Consider the following 20042-nt stretch of genomic DNA (forward strand, 5'->3'; position numbering starts at 1 on the left):
CCTTTAATCATACTCCTAAATTCAGATAGGCGCGTGGTATCTTCCAATTGCGCCCATAATAGTGCTACTATGAGTGGCGAAACGAGTCGAACTCGGAGTCAACCGAAGTCGGGGCAGCGATATGAGCGGAAGTCTAGAACAGTTTTTGACCGACCTGTCACGAGGCTTGGAGCGCACAATGGTCGCCGTCAACAAAGAGTTGACGCTGCGCCATCGTATCAAGCGCACTTGGTCGATGCGACAGTGCGCTCGCTTCTTGAACGTCAGCAGCCAATACTTGACCAAGTTCGCGAATGGTAACGACGACTTTCCAAAGGGTGAGTACGTTGGACGCGAGCGTGTCTTCAACCTTCATGAACTGATGCATATGCGCGCTTTGATGGCGGCGTCTGCAAAGCGTCCTTTTGACTATCTTGCGTGGCGCAAGCCCGGCGATCCGCTTCCAGTCATTTCATTCGCCAGCCAAAAGGGCGGCACGGCCAAGAGTCTTAGCGCTGCACATTTCGCACAGTACCTGAGCCTACATTACGGAATGCGTGTTGGCGTGATGGATGCGGACCCGCAGAGCACGATCACACTTTACTTTGTAGGCGGTGAGGGGTTGTCTCAAATGCCTACTGAAGAAACGCCATCGATGGTGGACTTCGCGGGCCTCTTCCAGTCTGAGGAGGCGCCGTACACGGATCACTCCGCGGAGACGCTGGATAGCTTCTTTTTGAAGACTTCTTGGCCAGGGCTTCGATTGGTTCCAGCGCACGGAGAGACCTCTGAGGGCGAAATTCAGATCGCCCGCTTGGTTCGCGAAGCTCCTGCAGGCAAGAGTTTCTACCGCTACCTTCGGGACGCGATTGATCGCTGGAAAGAAGCGCACCCTCCGGCAACTGCTCCCAATGAACTTGTTACGGATGGAAAGGTCGATCCTGTCCGACTTGAGCATGCGCTGAACGAAACGCTGGATTGCATCATTATTGATTATCAACCGGCGCTGACGCTTTTCCAGCTCAACAATGTGATAGCCTCTTCATCCCTCGTCATTCCTCAGACCATGAAGGGGTTCGACATCGCAACTCTGTCGACCTTTGTCACCGGCCTGCTAAGTATGCTGCAGCACATCTTAGCACATGAGCGTATCGATATTGGCTCGGGTGCCAACATGCTTTTGCCAGCCATTGTGCAGCGTTCCAACGGTCAGGATCTCAACCACATCGGCAATCTTCTCGAGCACTGCCCCACGGAGATCTTGCCCGTATTCTATCTTCGGTCAGACGCGATTTCGAACGCTTCAGACGTTTATCAGTCGGTCTACGAATACGAGCCTGACACGCCTGGCAAGCGAAAAGGTATCAACAGATTTATTGAGAACGCAGACGCGGTGAACGATGCAATCGTCAGCCGTCTGTGGCCAGGCCTCGAACGTGGTTATGCGAATGCTTGGATGGACACGTTCTATGATGACGATGACGGGGAGACCGCAGCATGAAGCGAACTATCCCGAGGTCGCTGGTTTCGAAAGCGTTGAACCAATCAGCTGAGCCGAGTGGCAATGGCGACGAGGCAAAAGTCGACACTGCACCGTCTTCTACTACTGCACCTTTCAAGGGAGCGGGTAGTGCATGGAAGGCCGGCGCACTTGCCCAATCGCAGGCAGCGATAGAGCAGGGACGTACGCAGCTCGTCGATGACATTCTGAACGGCCGTCACGAACTTCAGATTTCACCGGAACAAGTGCAGGATCCGTTAGGTTCAGATCGTCGTGATGACTGGCTGGCACAAGAGGCCTTTCAAACGCTTGTTAAGAGCATCGAAACCAACGGCCAAGACACGCCCATCCTTGTTTGGCCAGAGGATCCGAAATGGAAGCCCGACCCGTTGAGCCCAACAGATGTCGCGGATGCTCGCTTTATCATGCTGACCGGCAGACGTCGTCATGCTGCAGCGAAAACCTTGGGGCTTAAGCTTCGAGCAATCTTGGCGTCCCCAGAGAAGCGAGGCGCGGAGAACGCGCAGTTCGAGATGCTGTTCCTCCGTTTCCGGGAAAACGAGGAAAGGGAGAACCTTGGCGCATTCGAGCGCCTACTGGCTATCGGAGAGATGTACGAGACGCTTCGTGAGTCTGGCGAGAAGACGACTGCGGTAGCGTTTGCAGCACGTATTGGAGTCCACGAGAGTATCGTGTCGCGCGCTCGCGCAGTTTTCGGGGCTCGAGATCAAATCTTGAACGCGTTCAAGAACGCTTACGACATGAGCTTCCAGGATCTGCAAAAAGCGCTGGCCAGCCTTGAGGGCAAGCCGAAGAAGAAAGTCAGAAAGTCCGCTCAGAAGATCACCGCCAAGCGCAAGGTAGGGGGTCGTAATCTCTCGCTCACGTCAGCGAACGGCAATCTCTCGATCAAAGCAGCAAGCGTACCGCTGAGCCAAGAGAAGCTTGAGGAGTTGAGCGATCTGATCGCGGACTTCTTGGCAAAGAATAAGGAGGTTCCACCGACGGGCTAGAGCCTGAATACCGGTGCATCTCCATACATTGAGGCCACGAGCAAGAAGGAAGAATGTGATCTAAAGGCAAAAGAAAAGCCCCCAAGCTGAGGGCCTGAGAGCTGATCTTATTGGTTTGGTCGCCTTGAAGATAAGTCTCTCTCGAATCACTGTCAACAAGAACGCTTCTGAGCGAACGGCTTTCTTTTGCCTCCACACAACTGGAGGTGAGAAACAGGCATGAAACATACAGGTTGGCGCAAGCCGACACCGGGTCTTGGCATTGCAGAGCAACTTGCCCAAGCCGGTGAACAGGTAGCTGTACCCAAAGCGCGGGCCTTCGTGGCTGTGAAGCGGGTGGGGGCCTACATTGGCCTCAAGGCAGGAGATATGATGCTCCTCGATACGCTCGGGGCCTTTACACAGGCCCTGGATTGGGAGGGGGGGCAGCGTCCGATCGTCTGGGCATCGAATGCCTATCTGATGGAGCAGACGGGTTTCTCGCTCTCTACGCTCAAGCGCCATGCACGGCGGCTGGCCGAGATCGGCGTGATTTCCTTCCAGGACAGCCCGAACGGCAAGCGGTGGGGCCGCAGGGACGCCGAGGGGCGCATCGTCGAGGCCTATGGCTTCGATCTGTCGCCGCTGTCGGCGCGCGTCGAGGAGTTCGAGGAGCTTCATGCCGAATTGCAAGCCGAGCGCGAGCTCTGTCAGCGCCTGAAGCGCCAGATCACGGTTGCACGCCGTATGATCCGCGCTCGGATTGAAGCGGCCGTCAGCAGCGCGCTGCGAGGACCCTGGACGCAATTCATAGGTCTCTTCGAGGAGCTTCTGAACCGGCTTCCTCGCCGCCATGAAGCTTCAGAACAGCTTGAGCGGCTGCTAATCTGGTTCAAGGGGCTTCAGGAGCGCGTCGAAGCGGCCTATCTCAAGGCAACCGAGGTCGTTCAGCCTGTGGAAAACACCCCTGAAACCAAGGAACAAGGTTCTAAGAAAATTCAAGAAATGAACCCCAGGGAGGCCATTTTTGACCCTCATATACTAATTACAAACCAACTTAATCCTGTAACTCGTAATTCCTCGGAAAAAGAGGAAGTCGCGGCCGTGGTGCCCAATGCTCAGACCGAGGATCAGGTTGACAGGGAGCTGGAAGAGTGGGTTGCCGAGGTGCGCAAGAAGCGCGCCGCGCTGGATCTTCCGACTGTGATACAGGCCTGCCCGGAATTCGCATCCTGGGCGCGCAATTTGGGCGGGTTCCTGAAGGATTGGGGCGATCTGCACCGAGTCGCTGGTCAACTCAGGCCGATGATCGGCATTTCTGAACATGCCTGGAACGTGGCGCAGGACCGTTTGGGCAAACAGGTGGCGACAGCGGCGCTCGCGCTTGTCTTCGAGAAGCATTGCGCCGGCGAAGTTTCCTCGCCGGGCGGCTATCTGCGTGGCATGGTCGAAAAGGCCGGGGCAGGGGAGCTGCACCTCGAACGCAGCTTCTATGGCAGGCTCAGTGGCCAAGCCGCATGAGTTGTTGCTCAACAGGGATCATTGGCATACATTGCCAGCAAAGGAGAGCCGATAGATGGTTACGCGCAATGTTGTTCTGACCGAAACCCAGGACTAGCTGGTGCAGGCATTGGTGGCGTCTGGGCGTTACCAGAACGTCAGCGAAGCGATGCGCGCGGGGCTTCGTCTGCTGGAGCAGTAAGAAGCGCTGCTCGCCGGTATCCGGCAGGGCTTATTCGAGGGATTGACGCAAGCAAAGGCGGGTGAATTCGCCGAAGGCAGCGGAGAAGACGTAATCCGGCGGGCCTTTCGACAAGCGCGCGCAACTTCATGAACCGATCTCTTCGGCTGACGCGCCGCGCTGAGGCGAGCCTCGTCGAAATCGCCAAGTGGACGATCGAAAAATTCCGGCTCAAGCAGGCTGAACTCTATGAGAGGCATTGCCAAGTTGTTGTGTCGTGAAGCCCCTGCTACAGGATTTCGAATGAAAATGCCATCATCCCTGGCGCGCCTTAAGGGCTTCCGCTTTCCCCGCGAGATCATCGCTTATGCCGTCTGGGCCTATCATCGCTTCGCTCTGAGCTCGGCCGACGTCGAGGACCTTCTGGCAGAGCGCGGCGTGATCGTCAGCCGCAAAACCGTCCGGCTGTGGGTCAACCGGTTTGGCGCGCATTTCGCCAATTGTATCCGGCGTGACAGGCCCGCGCCGTCGGACAAGTGGCATCTGGACGAGGTCGTCATTCCAATTCGTGGCAGGAAGCACTGGCTCTGGCGGGCGGTTGACGCCAATGGCGACACGCTCGACATCCTCGTGCAAACCCGCAGGAATGCCAAGGCGGCAAAGCGCTTTCTGGCAAGGCTCATCGCGCGTTTCGGGCGGCCTTTGGGAGCTCAATCCCGCCACCAAATCCATACTTGCTCATGCAGCCCTCTCTTTCGTGAGTGCATGAATGACAGCCTGAGCGTAATCACGGGCGTTCTCGATAGCCGCGACCACCTGTTTCATGGCCTTGTCCGTAACAGAGGCTGTCTTGCCTTCGTGTTCGTCCGTGACGATGCCCGGCAACTCCGAAAGAAGCACGCCATCACGGAAAATGCGGGTATAGGGTGCGCGTTTTGCAATGCGGGTCGGCAGCGTCGGGATGTTGTTGATCTCCATCTCCTGCCGCACGTCGCGCTCATCCGTGGTCTGGAAGGCCGCGTTGGTCCTCGTGAACAGTAGCGAGTATGCAATGGGCGCACGGATCATGCTCGATGTGGTTTGTACGAGCCGGACGGCCGCCGCCGCCGCCTGCCTCGCCTCCATGGGCGAGCCATCGAGCGGAATGATGCAAAGGTCTGTCCTAGAAAGCGCGAAGGTGACGATCTGATCCTTCGACCCTTCCAAGTCGATGATCAGGTAATCCGTCTCACCAGAAAGCTGATCGATCAGCTCAACGGTGTCCTCGGCCTGAGGGCGCGCATAAACCGAAAAGGGCACGTCGCGCCCGTCCGCTTTCCTGCTTTCTGACCACGCAAGGATGTTGGCGTTCGGGTCTAGGTCGAGAATAGAAACCCGTCCGCCCGAAAGAGCGATTTGCTCAGCCAGAAGCATGCCGGACGTCGTTTTCCCCGAACCGCCCATCGGGTTTGCGAAGGTAATGACATACCTGCGGACCATGTAAGAGGAATTTAAAGATAAAGTCAACCTTAATTATATCTCTAACTCTAAAGTTACTTTTAACTATTTTATCCTTCAATCCATCTATCCAATGCCTGAAGCCCCCTGACACAGCGGGTCTAAGCCCGCCGCACGGTCTTGGTGCTCACGCGGAACAGGGCAGCAATGTCGGGCAAGGGCCGGCGTTCCACGTCGCGCATACGACGCACCTCAATCTTCTGATCTTCGGTGAGGGCAGGGGGCCTGCCACCAGTGCGGCCGCGCTTCTTCGCCGCTGCTAGCCCCTCGCGGGTGCGTTCTGAGATACGCTCACGCTCAAACTGAGCGATGGAGGCGAAGACGTGGAAGATGAGCCAGCCGGCCGGTGTCGTCGTGTCGATGTCCTCGGCCAGCGACCGGAAACCGGCCCCGCGTTCGGCAATGGCTTCCACGATTTCCAGCAGGTTACGAAGCGACCGCGCCAAGCGGTCATATTTCGTCACCACGATGACATCACCGGCGCGCAGCTGGTCGAGCAGGCGGTCCAGCTCGGGGCGGTTGCGGACAGACCCGCTGCTGCGCTCGGTGAAGATGCGCTCCGCGCCGGCCGCCGTCAGGGCGTCGGTCTGGGCGTCGAGCTTCTGGTCTTCGGTTGAGACACGGGCGTAACCTAAAATCATGCCTGAATCATGACAAAAACCTCCCAAAACGGCAACGGTTTTGTCCGGAGTTTTAGTCCCGCGTAACTCGTTGGTCCGCCATGTGTGTCTAGGAAGGGACAGAAACGACCGTTTTTGCCGTATGGGTTCTGTCAGGGGGGTTGTGTCCGATGTGCGGGACTTTGCTGCCGTCAACGCAAAGACAAAGGATGTCTGCTTTTCATTCGACGGGCGTTCCGAACACAGCGACTGCGGCACCAAGAAGCGCCAGGATTGCGAAGCCCACTGTTTGCCATGAATGCAGGCGTTGCGATGCCCGGATCGCGGCTATGCCCGATTGAAGGGCGTAATAGAGGGCAAAGGCTCGCGAAGCATAGCTGATGATTTCGAAGATGTTGGCCATCCACGTCAGCAGAATCCCGATGCCAACCAACAGCACATAGGCCGACTTTTCCGTGACGACGCCTCTGGTCGTCTCGGCTATCAAGCCGCCCGAGCCGTTTGTGTCCGCGATTGCGGCGCTGAATTGGGCGCTAAGGGCTGCAACGACCAAAAGCAGAGGCAGGATCGGGGCAACAACCTGCATCAATTCAATGATTGCTGTTTCGTCCAAAGACAGTGGATCGGCATCAAAAGCGTAGGTCAGCAATCCGATATAGAGGCAGTAAATTGCGGTGGATATCCACTGAGCGAGCCGCATGGACTTGATCCGCAAGGGCGCGTCATAGGCTTGCCTAAGATACCGTGAAGTCTCGAAACCCTGAACCGTCACGATCAGACCGGCCATTAGTGTCACTCCTGCCCACCCGGTGACCTGCGGCGGATCGAACTTTAGTGCGCCTTGGCCCGTGACCTGCCCGAAATGCACTGCGAGCCCAAGCAACAGCCCCGCGATGATGGATAGCTTCAGTCCGACCGAGACCTGTTCCATACGTTCGAGCGCGCTAAACCCGCGCGTCATCCCCGTGAATAGGATCAGCAGGAAAACGGCGGTGGTCAGCAAGTTGGCGTAGTATGCGTCGTCCAGCGTTGTCAGGCTCACGCCAAACGCGCCGAAGAGATTGAGATAATAGGCCACGGAAACGATGAAAGCGAAGGCCAGAACAACGGAAGACGCCCGTTCAAGCCCTAAGAGCAGACGAGACGGCGCAGGGCGTGCATCGATGTCCCCAATGTTGAACCTGATAGCGGCTCCGAACGAATAAGCGATCGCACACAAGCCAAGCATGACCAGCGGCGCATATCCGCCGTAGCTGACATCAAGGATCGGCCCTAGAACAAGAAACCCGCTCCCGATGATTGAGGCCAGAGGCGTAATCGTCGCTCTCCAAACCGGCGCGTTGGAGAGGCGGGGCCAAATCAACAGGGCGCCGACAAGGACCGCGGCTGACAGAATCGCTATGTTCATCATGCCCCGATAAGATCAAAGCGAAGTCGGCTCGGCAACTTAGCCTGATGTCTTGAAGCAGACCTTCCTTGGACGTGCGGCATTAGCCAAAAGGGCTCGATCCGGACCTTTTCCGCAACGCAAAATGTGCCAAAACTCAGCCGTTTCTGTCATCGGCGATAACCACCGTTTTAGGCGCATTTAGGCGCATAAGTTCTGTCACGGGGTTTATGTCCGGTGTGCGGGACAATCCGGGCTTTCGCTGCCGTTGCGCGAACGGCGGCTCTGGCAATTGATCATTGAATAGACAGATGTCATCGTCGCGGCGTGAAATCAGTCGAAATCATACTTGCGCCGTACCACGGTGGCTTACGGGAGGATCGGGTTGGAGCGGGGCCGATCCGCCTGATGGAGATGGGTCTGAAAGAAGCCCTAAAGCACTCCTGCGTTGAAACCCATGTTTCTGATCTCGGTGACATACCTGAATGCGAGGGCGAGGTGGGTCGGGCATTCGAGGTCAAACGACGGGTGGCAGACGCTGTCTCTAGAGCCGTAGCCGCCGGTCATTTCCCACTCGTCCTCTCCGGAAACTGCAACGCCGAGGTTGGTACATATGCCGGTCTCGGAAGTCCCGATGTGCCGTTGATCTGGTTCGACGGTCACACCGATTTCTATACGCCAGACGACATTGACCATGGCTACTTCGACAGCATGGGCGCTGCAACTCTCACGGGGCAGTGTTGGCAGCGTCTTGCAAAGACGGTTCCGGGGTTCACCCCCTTGGACCCGCATCGTCTGATCTACTGTGGATCACGCCATCTGGAACCTGGCCTTCTGGAACGCCTTTCAGCAACTGGCGTGTCTATGGTTGAGGGCGGTGCAAACAGATCAGAACCTTTCGCCGACGCACTCGATCGGCTGCTACCGACACGTGTGGACAAGGTGCTGATTCATCTGGACATGGATTGTATTGATCCATCAGAGGGGATGGCAAACCAATATGCCGAGCCTGGCGGACTTACGGAGAAGGACCTTTTGGCGTGCCTCGACAAAATCCTGGCTCGGTCTGGGGCGCTTGGTTTGACCGTGGCGTCTTACGATCCGAGCCAAGCGGGAGCCGACAGAATTGGCGAGATCGCAATTGAGGTGATCAATCGGGTTATGGCTCACCGCGGCTAGAACAGTACCAGTCGCTCTCCAAAATTAGCCATTCATCGCGAGCGCAGCATTTGTCAAAGAGGGCTCCTTCCGGACCTTCTCTGCGACGCAGGATGTGCCAAAACTCAACCGTTTCTGTCACCGGCGGAATCGACCGTTGTTGTCTTGCCTGCTTATCTCGATACAAGATTGACAATAAAGATACATACCGGTAGGTATTATATATGTCAGAAGCTCATCGCCGAGAAAAGAACCCGGAACGCGTCCGCCAGATGCTGGTCGATAACGCGTGCCGCCTCGCATCTGAAAAGGGGTTGACCGCAGTCAGCATCCAGCAACTCTCAGCTGCGGCGGGCGTGACTAAGGGTGCCTTTTTCCATCACTTTACGAACAAGCAAGACCTAGTTGATGCAGTCTTCAGCGACATGCTGTCGGAGTTCGAGCAAGAGCTTGCAGAAGGCATGTCACGAGACCCTGTTGGGCACGGCCGCTTCACCCGAGCCTATCTGAATCTGGTCACGGAAAGCGATGCCCAGGAAAGCCGTTGGCTCTCGGTCTGGGTCTCCATGATCGCTGACGACGCGCTTCGCTCTGTTTGGCACGAGTGGTTCGGCCGCCAGTTCGCGTCTGTCCTGGAGCGGGAATGCACCCCTGAGCTCCAGGCCGTGCGCATGGCTGCCGATGGCATCTGGCTGGCCCAGCTTGCCGGAACGCACACCCCGGACAACGCCCTCAACAGCCTTCTCCTGAGGATGACCTACCCATGAGTTCACCCAAGGCCGGAGCCTCGGATAACCCGTGGCTGGTGCTCGCGATCATTTCATGCGCCCTCTTGCCGATCGGCATCGACATGACGGTGCTGAACGTCGCCTTGCCGCGACTGACACAGGAGCTGGGCGCGACCAATGCGGACAAGCTCTGGATGGTCAACGCATACAGCCTCGTCATGGCGGGCCTGCTTCCCGGCTTCGGTGCTCTGGCGGACAAGATCGGCCATCGCACGATCTTGCTTGTCGGCATGTCAGTCTTTGGGCTCTCATCTCTCGTAGCCGCGTTTTCCCCGAATCCCGGCGTTCTCATCGTCGCGAGGGGGGTGCTCGCAATCGGCGCAGCGATGATGTTGCCTGCGACGATCTCGATTGTCCGACTGGTGTTTCTTGAGGATCAGGAACGGGCCACAGCCATCGGTATCTGGGGCGGGGTATGGTCCGGCTCTGCGGCCTTGGGTCCCATCCTCGGAGGCCTGCTTCTCTCCCAGTTCTGGTGGGGCTCGGTGTTTCTCATCAACGTCCCCCTCGTGATCGTCACGTTCATGCTGACGCTTCGCTTCATTCCGCATCTGCCCGGCAACGCGGCCCAGCACTGGGACTTCGTGACCTCGGCGTTTCTGACGGTGTCCCTGATCGGCCTGCTTTACGCGCTCAAGGGCGTCTTGAAGGTGGACACTCACTGGATTGAAGTTGCGATAGCCCTCGGTGCCGGGCTTGTGTTCGGCTGGCTGTTTCTGCGTCGGCAGAGCCTGCAACCGTCGCCTCTGGTCGACTTTGGACTTTTCCGCAACCCGCGGTTCTCCGCCGGGGTCGGCATTGCCTTTGTCGCAACCTTCGGCGTGATGGGCCTGCAATATGTTATAAGTCAAGAACTTCAACTGGTTCGCGGCTTGTCGCCGCTCGCTGCCGGGCTGTTCGCTCTTCCCCTTGCCATCGCCTCGTTCGTCAGCGGATTGGTTGCAGGGCGCTACATGCTGGGTGTCGGGATCGGTCGGATGATGTCCCTCACTGTGGCGGCGACTGCCATCGGCTTCGTCGCCTATAGGTTCACCGGCCACCTGGCCCCGATAGGGCTTGAGTTGACGGTTCTCGCCCTCATCGGCTTTGGAGCTGGTGGAGCCATGGCCGTGGCTTCGACCGCGATCATGATCAGCGCTCCCGAAGAGCAGGCCGGTATGGCCGGTTCGATTGAATCGATTTCATACGAGCTGGGTGGCACCATGGGGGTCGCCATACTGGGTAGCGTGCTGGGCAGCGTCTACGCGCGCAGCTTCTCTCCGCCAGCCGAGGCTGATTTACCGCCGGAGTCCTGGGCGAGCCTGGAGCAGGCGATCGCATCCGCCCAAGACCTGTCCCCCGACTTGACCGAGCAGGTTGCGGATGCCGGACGAACGGCCTACCTGGATGGCGTTTCCGCGAGCCTTACGTTGGCCTCTGTTGTCATCTTGTTGCTGTTCTGCGCGCTGCTGATGGTTCGCAGGAAGACCACTCGGGTCATCGGATTGTAGTCGGAGCCACTACAGCAACTACTGGACAAAAGGCCGACGTTTTTGTCACCGGACGAAACGACCGTTTTTGACGCACACCTTCTGGCAGGAGGTTTATGTCCGGTGTGCGGACGAAGGGGCCGTTCAGAGGTCTGAATTCAACGGCCTCTTCAGATACCGACCTTTCGCTGATTTCTTAAGAATCTAGACAGTAAGTATGGCTCGGGTCTGCGAAGCCGCGGCCAAGCCTCCCCCATCGTTCGGCATTGTGATCGGCGACGGTTTGCTTCATATCAGCGGTTGCTGATACCTTATTCCTTCCAAGCATTGATGGCAGGCTATGAGTTCGAAGGATAACCAAGAACAGCGGCGCCGGAGCGGACGGCCGCTCATGATTTTGCCTATTCTTCTGTTTGGGTTGCTGGGCGTAGTCTTCTACTGGGGCCTCTGGAACAACGACGACCGGTTGCCCTCGACGCTGATCGGAAGACCAATCCCGGAATTCGCGCTCCCGCCCATCGAAGGGCGGCAGGACGGCCTAGCCTCGGCGAACCTGCTAGACCAGGTTTCTCTCGTCAACGTCTGGGCGTCGTGGTGCGTCCCCTGCCGCACGGAGAACCCGCTTCTCGTCGATCTTGCCGAAGCGGGCACCGTTCCGATCTACGGTATCAACTACAAGGACAATGCCGAGGAGGCGCTGGGTTTCCTCGAAGAGCTCGGCGATCCCTTCACCCGCATCGGCGCGGACCGATCAGGCCGCGTTGCGATAGACTGGGGCGTCTATGGAGTGCCGGAAACATACATAATCGACGCCGAGGGGCGCATTGCATACAAGCATGTCGGCCCCTTTGATCAGGCCTCGCTTGAGGAGGACATTCTGCCGGTCGTGCGCCGGTTGCAGGCTGAGAGCGACCCGTGAGGCGACGTGACGTCCTTGCCGGAGTCTTGGCGCTTGCGGCAAGCCCTGCCTCCGCCCGACCACCGATCCCTAATCACGGGACTCCGCGTGATCTCCTGTCGCCGCCTTTCGTGGATGGAGATGGACGGGATCTGACGCTGGCGGACTTCGAGGGACGTGTCGTGCTTCTGAACATTTGGGCGACTTGGTGCCCGCCTTGTCGCGAGGAGATGCCGACGCTCGACGCGCTGCAAGCGCGCCTCGGCGGATCGGATTTTCATGTTCTGCCGCTGTCGATCGATCGGGCCGGTCTCGAACCTGTGCGCCGCTTCTACCGAGAGACCGGCATTCGCAACCTCGATCTCTATATCGCGGAGGATACGCGCGCGATGCTGGCCTTGGCCGTGGTGGGTCTGCCGACAACGATTCTGATCGACCGCATTGGGCGCGAGCGGGGGCGCCTCGCAGGCCCGGCCGAATGGAACAGCCCCGAAGCCGTTGCGCAGATAAGCGCTCTTATTGACGAACGTAAGCAATAGGACATGGAAAAGCACGACGACCGCGCCAGCCGTTCCGCTCCGTGCGCACACGTGGTGGCGGTCTACCGATCAGTTTGGAGATGTGGATTTGATTGAACTTTCCGTTCTTGGACTAATGGCGGCATTGCTGGCCGGTGCCGTTTCCTTTCTGTCGCCCTGCGTGCTGCCGCTCGTGCCCGGCTACGTATCCTACGTTGCCGGACGTACGGTCACCGGCAGTGCAGTTCCTTCGAAGGGGCGGGCCGTCTGGCTCAGCTTCTGTTTCGTCCTTGGCTTCTCCACGATATTCATCGCGCTTGGGGCCTCTGCCACCGCGCTCGGTCAGACGCTGCTGCAGTGGCGCTACGAACTCAACCTCGTCGGCGGCGCGATCGTGATCCTGTTCGGTCTGTTCATGATCGGGGCAGCGCGCCTGTCGGCCATGGAGCGCGACCTGCGTTTCCATCTCGACCTGCCGGGCGGGCAACCGGTCGCCTCCTACGTGCTCGGACTCGCCTTCGGTTTCGGCTGGACACCGTGCATCGGGCCGATCCTCGGTGCCATCCTAACCGCCAGCGCGACAAGCGCGACGATTGGCGAGGGCGTCGCATTGCTTGCCGTCTACTCGGCCGGCCTTGGGATCCCGTTTCTGGTCGTCGCGGGGTTCACCGACAGTATTGCCGGCAGGCTGCGCGGCATCGGTCGTTGGGGTCGCCGCCTGCATCAGGCTGCGGGCGGCGTCATGATCCTGATGGGCCTGGCGATGATGACCGGGCGGTTGAGCGCACTGGCCTACTGGCTGCTGGACACCTTCCCTGTCCTTGCGCGGATCGGGTGAACAGATGCGACTGTACGAGAAACATATCCTCCCTCGGCTGACGCATCTGGCGATGGGCCAGGATCAACTTCTTCCCTACCGGCGCCGCGCCATCTCCGGGCTGCATGGGCGTGTGCTGGAGATCGGAATCGGCTCGGGCCTGAACATTGCGCTCTACCCCGAGGCCGTGCGCCAGATCATCGGTATTGATCCGTCGCCCGAACTCCTCTCTCGGGCCGCGCAAACCTCCCATGGACTGATGCCCGCGGCCGAGATGATCGAGGGCGTGGCCGAAGCATTGCCGCTCGAAGATCGCAGCGTCGATTGCGTCGTCGCCACCTGGACACTCTGCAGCGTTTCGGAACCGGAGAAGGCTCTCGCCGAGATCCGGCGCGTTCTCAAGCCGGATGGCGTCTTCCGCTTCGTCGAGCATGGCCTGGCGCCCGGACCCCGTATCCGGCGCTGGCAACGCTGGCTGACGCCTGTCTGGAAACACTGCGCCGGGAACTGCCATCTTGACCGCCCGACGGCCGACTTGATCGAGACAAGCGGCTTCCGCATGGAGCGGCTCAACACCGGTTACGCGACAGGTCCGAAGCCCTTGGTTTTCATGTATGAGGGACAAGCTCGCCTCTACTGAGGAAGCTTGGAAACAGGACAATCTCGGCTTTCGATCCGTGGCGCAACTGATGGCAAGGTAGCCAATTCTCGCCTCGAACTTTCGCCGAAAATTTTGCGGTGATGAGGTGTTATGAGCAGTCATCAAGATAACCGGCAGGCCAATCTGACGCGCGGCATCCGGGTCGAGATCGCCAGCCTCGTCTACAACATCATCGAGGTCGTCGTATCCGTCACCGTGGGACTTCTGACCGGCAGCGCAGCGCTGGTGAGTTGGGGCCTCGACAGTACGGTCGAGGCCACCTCGGCTGCGACTCTGATCTGGCGCTTGAAGAGTGAGGTGGACGGTGCCGACAAGCGCACGGTCCTGCACCGCAAGAAGGTCGCGCTCTACGTGGTTGCCTGTGCCTTCTGGATCGTCGTCGCGGCGATCCTCTACGAGGCGGTCTCCGCCTTCATTTCGCAGAAGGCGCCGGGCTTCAACTGGTGGGGTATCGCGATTCTGGGTGCTTCGCTCGTGGCCAACCCGTTCCTCGCCTGGGGCAAGTATCGCTACGGCAAGCGGCTCGATGCGCCCGCCCTGAAGTACGATGCCAAGGACACCATGATCTGCCAGTATCAGACGATCGTGGTGTTGGCCGGGATCGGTCTGACGCAATGGATGGGCTGGTGGTGGGCCGACCCGGTGGCGGCGCTTCTGATCGTGCCCTACGTTGCATGGGAGGCGTTCGAGGCCACGAAGGATGCGCGGTCGGTCGATCCGGACGAGGGCGAAGCTACTGCCGAGGCCTGACGTTACGCATGATGAACCGAGATTTGGGCATGGGCGGCAGTTCTCCGGTTTCCAGATCCAGATCCTGATCCGGCACTTCGTAGTCGATGGCGTTCACGAAGAAACTGCAAAACGCCTTCATCTGGCTGATCGCGATCCACTCGCCCGGACAACGGTGGTTCCTGTGGTGATCGCCACCGCCCTGCGGAATGAACTCGTAGGGAGTGACCTCCCGATCGTGAAACCGCTCGGGCCGGAACTCTTGCGGCGCGTCCCACGAACGAGCGTCGGTATTCGTGCCGTAGAGGTCGAGCAGAACCCTGTACCCTTTGGGAAAGCGATATCCGCGCCACTCGAAATCGCTCTTCACCCGTGCCGCAACCGCGGGAAAGAACGGATACAGACGGCGGACCTCTTGCACGAAAGGTTCGAGCTGTCCCTCGTCGTCCTTCAGCTTTTGCCGCCACTCGGGATGCCGATGTAAAGCATGCGCCGCCTGAACTATGAACACGGATACCGCGACGGTCGGGCGCAGGACATTCAACAGCTCTACGGCGGCCACCCTGGGGGTCAACAACTCCCCATCGAGATCGCGCCATGTCGCGATGATATGAAGGGCACTTTCCTGCGTCGGCTGAAGCTCACCATCGCGGACCTGTTGGATTATCCGTGCTGCCCATTTTTCCAGGCGGTGGCGCGCCAGACGCGCGCGCCAGTGTTTGGGGCCAAGGGCCCCGGCGTCCTGAAAAAGCGCTGTAAGCTGCGCCCTTCGGGTCGCCACCTCAGCTTCATCAAGCGGCACCCTGGCCCAGGCGCAGACAGCTCTTGTGAGCATTTCGCGCACTTCGTCATAGAGGACGACCTCGTTCCTCGCCTCCCAGTCCGGCGCATATTTGTCCAACATGTGAAGCGACGTGCCCTGAAGCGCGGCGATCCGCTCGGTCCCCATGAGTGACATGAACATCTTCTTGCGGTGCTGGTGGGCAGCGCCGTCCAATCCCTGAACGCCGCCTTCGCCCAGCAGGGTCTTCTGTATGCGGCCCGGCATCGAGCCCGCGCGGATCAGTTTATCCTCGGAATAGAAAACTTCCGCTGCCGCCGCGCCGGTCATGCAGATCGTCTCTTGAAGGAGGATGCGGGTTTCGAACAGGTCTGTGTCGAGTGCGCGGCAGGTCTCCGAGATGAACCCATATGGGTTGCGCAGCAGGGCGAGTGTGCTGTCAAAGCCTTTCGCAGATGGTATGCCGAACATGGGTTACACCCCCGTTGTGTTTTCCTTGCGTTCACTCTGACCAGGCTTGTCCTTCGCAGAGCGGAAGCTGTCCCAGAACAGCAGGGCTGCGCCGCAGAAAATCGTTACGTCCGCGAGATTGAAGGACGGCCAGTGGTATGATCCGTAATGGAAGTCGAGAAAGTCAGGAACGGCCTGATAGCGTACGCGGTCAAGAATATTGCCGAGTGCGCCGCCGATGATCAGACCGAGAGCGGCAGCTGTCAGCCTGTCCGGCGCGCGCCATAACCAGATCAATAGCCATGCCACGATCACGCCAGCAAGCGCGATGAGACCCCACCACGGTACGAACCCGCCGAGCATACCGAAGCTGACCCCATCGTTCAGAACCCGCACGAGGTTAAGAAAGGGTAAAACCTCGACCCCGCTCTCGAGCGCCGGTGTGGTCAGGGCGAGCGCCTTGGTGCCCTGATCGAGACCGAGCGCTGCGATTGCGCAGAGCCCACCGAGAACGCGACCGTTCATGCCGTCGCCTTCAGATCGCCCCGCGCGTCGCGGATGATGGCCCAAGCGGAGTGCAGGAACAGTCCGGCGATACCGAAGGCGACGATAAGGTCGGGCCACGCGCTGCCCAGCCACGCCACGAGACCGGCGGCGATGACGACCGCCGCATTGCCGATAGCGTCGTTGCGCGAGAACAGCCAGACAGCCCGCATGTTCGCGTCGCCCTTGCGGAATCGCAGCAGCGGCAGAACGGAGACGACGTTCACGACAAGGGCGATCATACCGAGCAGGCCCATGAGACCTGCATCCGGCGTCGTCTGTTCGAAGACCCGGACGATGGTCGTGCCGAGGACGCCAAGACCGAGGAGCCCGAGGAAGATGCCCTGGATCAGAGCCGACCGTGCCCGCCAAGCGAGGCTCCAGCCGATGGCCAGCACGCCGAGGAAGGTGATCGCGCCATCGCCGATGAAATCGAGCGCATCGGCCTTCACGGCCTGCGATCCGGAAATGAAACCGCCGATCATTTCGAGGACCCCGTATCCCACGTTCAGGATCACGACGATCCAGAGGGCACGGCGGTAGGCCGGGTCCTGATGGGCAGGATTCGGCGGAATGTCTTCATCGCCCTCGATCCGGTCGAAGCCATAGCCTGTCACCGCGACTGCCTTTTCGATGTCCGGCAGGCGCACTTCGGGTGCAGTCAGTGTCATGATGTGCGTCGCGGCCGACACTTTCACATCGCCGGGCGCGACCCCGGCTGCCTGTGCCGCCCGCTCGATCTGCGCGGCATCCTTGGCGCAATCCATACCGGAAACCCGGTAACGGACGGGCGGGACATCTGCCGTCGATCCGGCATTTTCGGTGTTGGCCATGGTCGCGCTATTCCTGCTAGGATGAATCGAAGAACAACATATCAGCGAGGAGTGATATGGCGCAATTGGTCGATGACCGCAAGAGCGCAACCATCGAGCGACGGGCGAAGCTGTTCCGCGGCTTCGCGGACCCGAGCCGCCTGGCCATCCTCGGTGCACTTTGCAACGAGCCATTGGCCGTTCACGAGCTCGTCGAGCGGACGGAACTTTCGCAACCCAACGTCTCCAACCATCTGAGGTGCCTGCTGGAGTGCGGGCTTGTCGCCAGCGATCGCGATGGGCGTTTCATCCGCTACCGTATCAGCAGCCCGCGCATCACGGTTCTTCTGAGCGATGTGGACGCACTTCTCGACGTGGTCGCAGAGGGCGTTGAGGCGTGTGACAATTATCGTGAGGCGTGAGTCAGAACGGACGGCCGGTCGACTCGGCGCAGATCGGTTGGAAAGATGTTGTCCGTGTGCAGGGTCCGACCGGAATCCTGCTGAGGTTCGACAAGCTGGCTTCGGAAGAGACACCATTCATGTATCACTGCCACATCCTCGAACACGAGGATGCGGGCATGATGGGGCAGCTTACGGTCACATAACAGGACCCCACCCGCTCGACACCGGGCGTCGTCAAGAGCTTACGTCTTCTTGCGGCGTTCTATCAGGTGCCGGTGTCGCCTTGTTGAAACGCATTACGGAGTATGTCTAGACCCGAACGGAGAACACCTCGCTAAGCTGCGGGTCCGCCGAAGCGGCCGTCCAGTCGCTCGGCAGCATTCGTCAAAAAGGGCTCCTTCCGGACGTTCTCCGCAGCGCAGTATGGGCCCAAACCCGTACGTTTTTGTCACCGGCGCTTACCACCGTTTTTGGCGCATGGGTTCTGGCAGGGAGTTTATGTCCGGTCTGCGGGTGTAGTTTTTCAAGATCAAGTGCAGCAGCCTGTCATAGGCGGTTCAGTGAACAGCAGCAGCGTCGAAACAGCCGTTTGCGCGGTAGTGCCCCGGGGGATGGTGTAAGAGCGCCGACCTTCGGAGAGGTCCAAAGCTGATCAGGTCGCCACGGCGGACAGCCTGATGTCGGGATTGTCGGTGACGCGCGCGAGGCTTTCAAGAGACATATATCTCCGCGCAACCGTCCATTCGTCATTGGTTTCAAGCATCAGCGCGCCGACGAGCCGGATGATTGCCTCGTCGTTCGGGAAGATGCCGATGACGTCAGACCTGCGCTTGATCTCCCGGTTCACCCGCTCCAGTGGATTTGTCGACGCGATCTGAGCCCAGTGCTCGCGGGGAAAATCCATGTAGGCGAGCACGTCGTCGCGCGAGACGTCCATGAGGGTGCCGAGCCTCGCCTGCTTCTCGCGCAGTGCGTCCGCGACGACCTCCCATTGGGCTTCGGCATCCGCCTTGTTTTCCTGGGCGAAGATCGTCTTCAGCATGGCTGCCACAGCCGTGCGCTGCTTGGTCGGAGCATGGGCGAGCGCGTTGCGCATCCAGTGAACGCGACAGCGCTGGTGCGTTGCATCGAACACTCGCCGCGCAGCAGCCCGCAGCCCCTTGTGGTCATCGGCTACGACCAGCTTCACACCGCGCAGGCCACGGTCTGCGAGAGAGCGCAGGAAGTCGGTCCAGAACGTTTCTGCTTCGGAAGGACCGGTGGCGACGCCGAGAACCTCGCGCTTGCCGTCCTCGTTGACCGCGACGGCGATTATCACAGCGCGGCTGACGATCCGTCCGCCCTCACGCACCTTCACGTAGGTCGCGTCGAGCCAGAGATACGGCCAGGCTCCTTCCAGCGGGCGAGAGAGGAAGGCGTTCACCCGCTCGTCGATTTCGACGCAGAGGCGACTGACCTGGCTCTTCGACATGCCGCCCGCGCCCATGGCCTTCACCAGATCGTCCACGGAGCGCGTGGAAACACCTTGGACGTAGGCCTCCTGAATCACCGCCACGAGCGCCTTCTCGGCTGTGCGGCGCGGCTCCAGGAAGCTGGGCAGGTAGCTCCCTTTTCTCAGTTTCGGGATCTCCAGCGCGATCCGCCCGGCACGGGTGTCCCAGTCCCGGTCCCGGTAGCCGTTCCGCTGAACCTCCCGCAGGGGCGAACGTGCGCCCTTCGCGGCGCCGGTTCGCTCTTCTACCTCCGCTTCCATGATCCGCTCGGCCGCGAAGGCCAGCATCTCGCGGACGAGGTCGCCGTCAGCCTGCTTCTCAACCAGCTCGATCAGCGTCATTCTGTCGTCGGTCATCGTCATCTCCGTTCTTGGTTCAAGGTCTCGCAACCCGAACCTGCCCGAAGATCGACGATGGCCGCCAGCGTCACACCCGGCCGCGCGCTGCGCTACGCCAGGGGCTCCGCGCGCGGCCTCCTACACCAACCGGTGGGGCACTACCGTTTGCGCGGTCCTTCGCGAACGGCCTGAAGGAGCCCTTCGTGTCCAATGCTACGCAACCTCATAGCAACCGTATCTTCCAAGGCTGGCGGGGCTCCCATTCCCGCCGCGTTTAGCACAAAGCATTTGCGATGATCACGAGCTTGCCCTTCATTTAGAGCTACCATGGCCGCCCAAGCGGACCTTCCTGACGGTTGCCGCACGTGCTTGTTTAATGCTGCAACTGCGAAGGCCAGGAGGAGGAGATCCAACAGTTGCCACAGGCGTTAGCGCCATAGCACCCCGCTCGCCAACAGAAGCGGACATGCCGCCATGCCGTCTGAAGGCCAATCGGCTATTCGTTTGCCGCGCGAAGGCCCCAGTA

General features: G+C 59.6%; 21 protein-coding genes and 2 pseudogenes. 16 read left to right on the plus strand and 7 right to left on the minus strand.

Going from position 1 to position 20042, the window contains the following annotated elements; genetic code table 11:
• Positions 1 to 121: 121 nt before the first annotated feature.
• The 6 genes and pseudogenes from PAF18_RS15585 to PAF18_RS15610 all read left to right on the plus strand — a co-directional run.
• Entirely contained in the window at positions 122 to 1480 is a 1359-nt protein-coding gene (locus tag PAF18_RS15585; RefSeq protein WP_176805220.1) for a ParA family protein, read from the plus strand.
• A complete protein-coding gene (locus PAF18_RS15590) occupies positions 1477 to 2493 on the plus strand; it encodes a ParB N-terminal domain-containing protein (RefSeq protein ID WP_090525740.1) in 1017 nt (338 codons plus the stop codon). Before PAF18_RS15585 ends, PAF18_RS15590 begins: the two co-directional genes overlap by 4 nt.
• A 219-nt stretch (positions 2494 to 2712) precedes the next feature.
• Positions 2713 to 3993 carry a plasmid replication protein RepC gene (gene repC, locus PAF18_RS15595; RefSeq protein ID WP_090525741.1) on the plus strand — a complete coding sequence of 427 codons (1281 nt, stop codon included), beginning with the start codon at positions 2713 to 2715 and terminating at the stop codon, positions 3991 to 3993.
• 97 nt (positions 3994 to 4090) lie between these two features.
• Positions 4091 to 4306: pseudogene (locus PAF18_RS15600) on the plus strand (type II toxin-antitoxin system ParD family antitoxin).
• Positions 4303 to 4434: a hypothetical protein gene (locus tag PAF18_RS15605; protein ID WP_353620698.1), complete on the plus strand. Its 132-nt coding sequence runs from the start codon at positions 4303 to 4305 to the stop codon at positions 4432 to 4434. Before PAF18_RS15600 ends, PAF18_RS15605 begins: the two are co-directional and overlap by 4 nt.
• Positions 4435 to 4456: 22 nt before the next feature.
• A pseudogene (locus tag PAF18_RS15610) lies at positions 4457 to 4855 on the plus strand (IS6 family transposase); the annotation flags it as partial.
• A gap of 36 nt (positions 4856 to 4891) precedes the next feature.
• On the opposite strand, the gene PAF18_RS15615 reads toward PAF18_RS15610, so the two are convergent.
• The 3 genes from PAF18_RS15615 to PAF18_RS15625 form a co-directional block, all read right to left on the minus strand.
• Entirely contained in the window at positions 4892 to 5632 is a 741-nt protein-coding gene (locus tag PAF18_RS15615; protein ID WP_090525270.1) for an AAA family ATPase, read from the minus strand.
• A gap of 119 nt (positions 5633 to 5751) precedes the next feature.
• Positions 5752 to 6291, minus strand: a complete 540-nt coding sequence (locus PAF18_RS15620; RefSeq protein ID WP_090525268.1) for a recombinase family protein — start codon at positions 6289 to 6291, stop codon at positions 5752 to 5754.
• Positions 6292 to 6490: 199 nt separating this feature from the next.
• On the minus strand, positions 6491 to 7681 hold the full coding sequence (locus PAF18_RS15625) for an Aq_097 family APC-type transporter (protein WP_271118197.1): 1191 nt from the start codon (positions 7679 to 7681) through the stop codon (positions 6491 to 6493).
• Between the two features lie 303 nt (positions 7682 to 7984).
• On the opposite strand from PAF18_RS15625, the gene PAF18_RS15630 reads away from it, so the two are divergent.
• From PAF18_RS15630 to PAF18_RS15665, 8 genes are all read left to right on the plus strand, one after another.
• Complete coding sequence (locus PAF18_RS15630) at positions 7985 to 8836, plus strand: arginase family protein (protein WP_271118198.1); 852 nt, start codon at positions 7985 to 7987, stop codon at positions 8834 to 8836.
• A gap of 203 nt (positions 8837 to 9039) precedes the next feature.
• Entirely contained in the window at positions 9040 to 9582 is a 543-nt protein-coding gene (locus PAF18_RS15635) for a TetR/AcrR family transcriptional regulator (protein WP_271118199.1), read from the plus strand.
• Positions 9579 to 11093, plus strand: coding sequence for an MFS transporter (locus PAF18_RS15640; RefSeq protein ID WP_271118200.1), 1515 nt, complete (start codon positions 9579 to 9581; stop codon positions 11091 to 11093). Before PAF18_RS15635 ends, PAF18_RS15640 begins: the two co-directional genes overlap by 4 nt.
• A 319-nt stretch (positions 11094 to 11412) precedes the next feature.
• Complete coding sequence (locus tag PAF18_RS15645; protein ID WP_236737094.1) at positions 11413 to 11991, plus strand: DsbE family thiol:disulfide interchange protein; 579 nt, start codon at positions 11413 to 11415, stop codon at positions 11989 to 11991.
• On the plus strand, positions 11988 to 12509 hold the full coding sequence (locus PAF18_RS15650; RefSeq protein ID WP_067631003.1) for a TlpA family protein disulfide reductase: 522 nt from the start codon (positions 11988 to 11990) through the stop codon (positions 12507 to 12509). The genes PAF18_RS15645 and PAF18_RS15650 overlap by 4 nt, the downstream gene beginning before the upstream one ends.
• A 115-nt stretch (positions 12510 to 12624) precedes the next feature.
• On the plus strand, positions 12625 to 13326 hold the full coding sequence (locus PAF18_RS15655; protein WP_434802273.1) for a cytochrome c biogenesis CcdA family protein: 702 nt from the start codon (positions 12625 to 12627) through the stop codon (positions 13324 to 13326).
• 4 nt (positions 13327 to 13330) lie between these two features.
• Positions 13331 to 13945 (plus strand): class I SAM-dependent methyltransferase, encoded by a 615-nt coding sequence (locus PAF18_RS15660; RefSeq protein WP_067631010.1) that lies wholly within the window; start codon positions 13331 to 13333, stop codon positions 13943 to 13945.
• Between the two features lie 111 nt (positions 13946 to 14056).
• Positions 14057 to 14716 carry a cation diffusion facilitator family transporter gene (locus PAF18_RS15665; RefSeq protein ID WP_082849320.1) on the plus strand — a complete coding sequence of 220 codons (660 nt, stop codon included), beginning with the start codon at positions 14057 to 14059 and terminating at the stop codon, positions 14714 to 14716.
• Here the strand turns inward: PAF18_RS15665 and PAF18_RS15670 are convergent.
• From PAF18_RS15670 to PAF18_RS15680, 3 genes are read right to left on the minus strand one after another with little or no spacing between them, the layout of a single operon-like run.
• Positions 14700 to 15947 carry a cytochrome P450 gene (locus PAF18_RS15670; RefSeq protein ID WP_271118201.1) on the minus strand — a complete coding sequence of 416 codons (1248 nt, stop codon included), beginning with the start codon at positions 15945 to 15947 and terminating at the stop codon, positions 14700 to 14702. The genes PAF18_RS15665 and PAF18_RS15670 overlap by 17 nt on opposite strands.
• A gap of 3 nt (positions 15948 to 15950) precedes the next feature.
• On the minus strand, positions 15951 to 16451 hold the full coding sequence (gene lspA, locus PAF18_RS15675; protein WP_035714444.1) for a signal peptidase II: 501 nt from the start codon (positions 16449 to 16451) through the stop codon (positions 15951 to 15953).
• Positions 16448 to 17302 (minus strand): cation efflux transmembrane domain-containing protein, encoded by an 855-nt coding sequence (locus PAF18_RS15680; RefSeq protein WP_271118202.1) that lies wholly within the window; start codon positions 17300 to 17302, stop codon positions 16448 to 16450. Before PAF18_RS15680 ends, lspA begins: the two co-directional genes overlap by 4 nt.
• 56 nt (positions 17303 to 17358) lie before the next feature.
• Here PAF18_RS15680 and PAF18_RS15685 point away from each other — a divergent pair, with 56 nt between their 5' ends.
• Positions 17359 to 17703: an ArsR/SmtB family transcription factor gene (locus tag PAF18_RS15685; protein WP_035714448.1), complete on the plus strand. Its 345-nt coding sequence runs from the start codon at positions 17359 to 17361 to the stop codon at positions 17701 to 17703.
• Entirely contained in the window at positions 17700 to 17888 is a 189-nt protein-coding gene (locus PAF18_RS15690) for a multicopper oxidase domain-containing protein (RefSeq protein WP_353620699.1), read from the plus strand. The genes PAF18_RS15685 and PAF18_RS15690 overlap by 4 nt, the downstream gene beginning before the upstream one ends.
• Positions 17889 to 18337: 449 nt before the next feature.
• On the opposite strand, the gene PAF18_RS15695 is transcribed toward PAF18_RS15690, so the two are convergent.
• The gene (locus PAF18_RS15695; protein WP_271115968.1) at positions 18338 to 19534 is read right to left on the minus strand and encodes an IS256 family transposase; all 1197 of its coding nucleotides are present in this window, start codon (positions 19532 to 19534) and stop codon (positions 18338 to 18340) included.
• Positions 19535 to 20042 lie beyond the last annotated feature (508 nt).

Origin of the sequence: Paracoccus sediminicola (genome assembly GCF_027912835.1) — a bacterium.
Taxonomy (GTDB): Bacteria; Pseudomonadota; Alphaproteobacteria; order Rhodobacterales; family Rhodobacteraceae; genus Paracoccus; species Paracoccus sediminicola.

Excerpts from the sequence above, each read along its gene's own strand:
- PAF18_RS15645 (WP_236737094.1), top strand. The coding sequence starts at position 11,413 with ATGAGTTCGAAGGATAACCAAGAACAGCGGCGCCGGAGCGGACGGCCG.
- PAF18_RS15685 (WP_035714448.1), top strand. The coding sequence starts at position 17,359 with ATGGCGCAATTGGTCGATGACCGCAAGAGCGCAACCATCGAGCGACGG.
- PAF18_RS15605 (WP_353620698.1), top strand. The coding sequence starts at position 4,303 with ATGAACCGATCTCTTCGGCTGACGCGCCGCGCTGAGGCGAGCCTCGTC.
- repC (WP_090525741.1), top strand. The coding sequence starts at position 2,713 with ATGAAACATACAGGTTGGCGCAAGCCGACACCGGGTCTTGGCATTGCA.
- PAF18_RS15660 (WP_067631010.1), top strand. The coding sequence starts at position 13,331 with ATGCGACTGTACGAGAAACATATCCTCCCTCGGCTGACGCATCTGGCG.
- lspA (WP_035714444.1), bottom strand. The coding sequence starts at position 16,451 with ATGAACGGTCGCGTTCTCGGTGGGCTCTGCGCAATCGCAGCGCTCGGT.
- PAF18_RS15635 (WP_271118199.1), top strand. The coding sequence starts at position 9,040 with ATGTCAGAAGCTCATCGCCGAGAAAAGAACCCGGAACGCGTCCGCCAG.
- PAF18_RS15615 (WP_090525270.1), bottom strand. The coding sequence starts at position 5,632 with ATGGTCCGCAGGTATGTCATTACCTTCGCAAACCCGATGGGCGGTTCG.
- PAF18_RS15640 (WP_271118200.1), top strand. The coding sequence starts at position 9,579 with ATGAGTTCACCCAAGGCCGGAGCCTCGGATAACCCGTGGCTGGTGCTC.
- PAF18_RS15655 (WP_434802273.1), top strand. The coding sequence starts at position 12,625 with ATGGCGGCATTGCTGGCCGGTGCCGTTTCCTTTCTGTCGCCCTGCGTG.
- PAF18_RS15680 (WP_271118202.1), bottom strand. The coding sequence starts at position 17,302 with ATGGCCAACACCGAAAATGCCGGATCGACGGCAGATGTCCCGCCCGTC.
- PAF18_RS15695 (WP_271115968.1), bottom strand. The coding sequence starts at position 19,534 with ATGACCGACGACAGAATGACGCTGATCGAGCTGGTTGAGAAGCAGGCT.
- PAF18_RS15665 (WP_082849320.1), top strand. The coding sequence starts at position 14,057 with ATGAGCAGTCATCAAGATAACCGGCAGGCCAATCTGACGCGCGGCATC.
- PAF18_RS15625 (WP_271118197.1), bottom strand. The coding sequence starts at position 7,681 with ATGATGAACATAGCGATTCTGTCAGCCGCGGTCCTTGTCGGCGCCCTG.
- PAF18_RS15590 (WP_090525740.1), top strand. The coding sequence starts at position 1,477 with ATGAAGCGAACTATCCCGAGGTCGCTGGTTTCGAAAGCGTTGAACCAA.
- PAF18_RS15585 (WP_176805220.1), top strand. The coding sequence starts at position 122 with ATGAGCGGAAGTCTAGAACAGTTTTTGACCGACCTGTCACGAGGCTTG.
- PAF18_RS15670 (WP_271118201.1), bottom strand. The coding sequence starts at position 15,947 with ATGTTCGGCATACCATCTGCGAAAGGCTTTGACAGCACACTCGCCCTG.
- PAF18_RS15620 (WP_090525268.1), bottom strand. The coding sequence starts at position 6,291 with ATGATTTTAGGTTACGCCCGTGTCTCAACCGAAGACCAGAAGCTCGAC.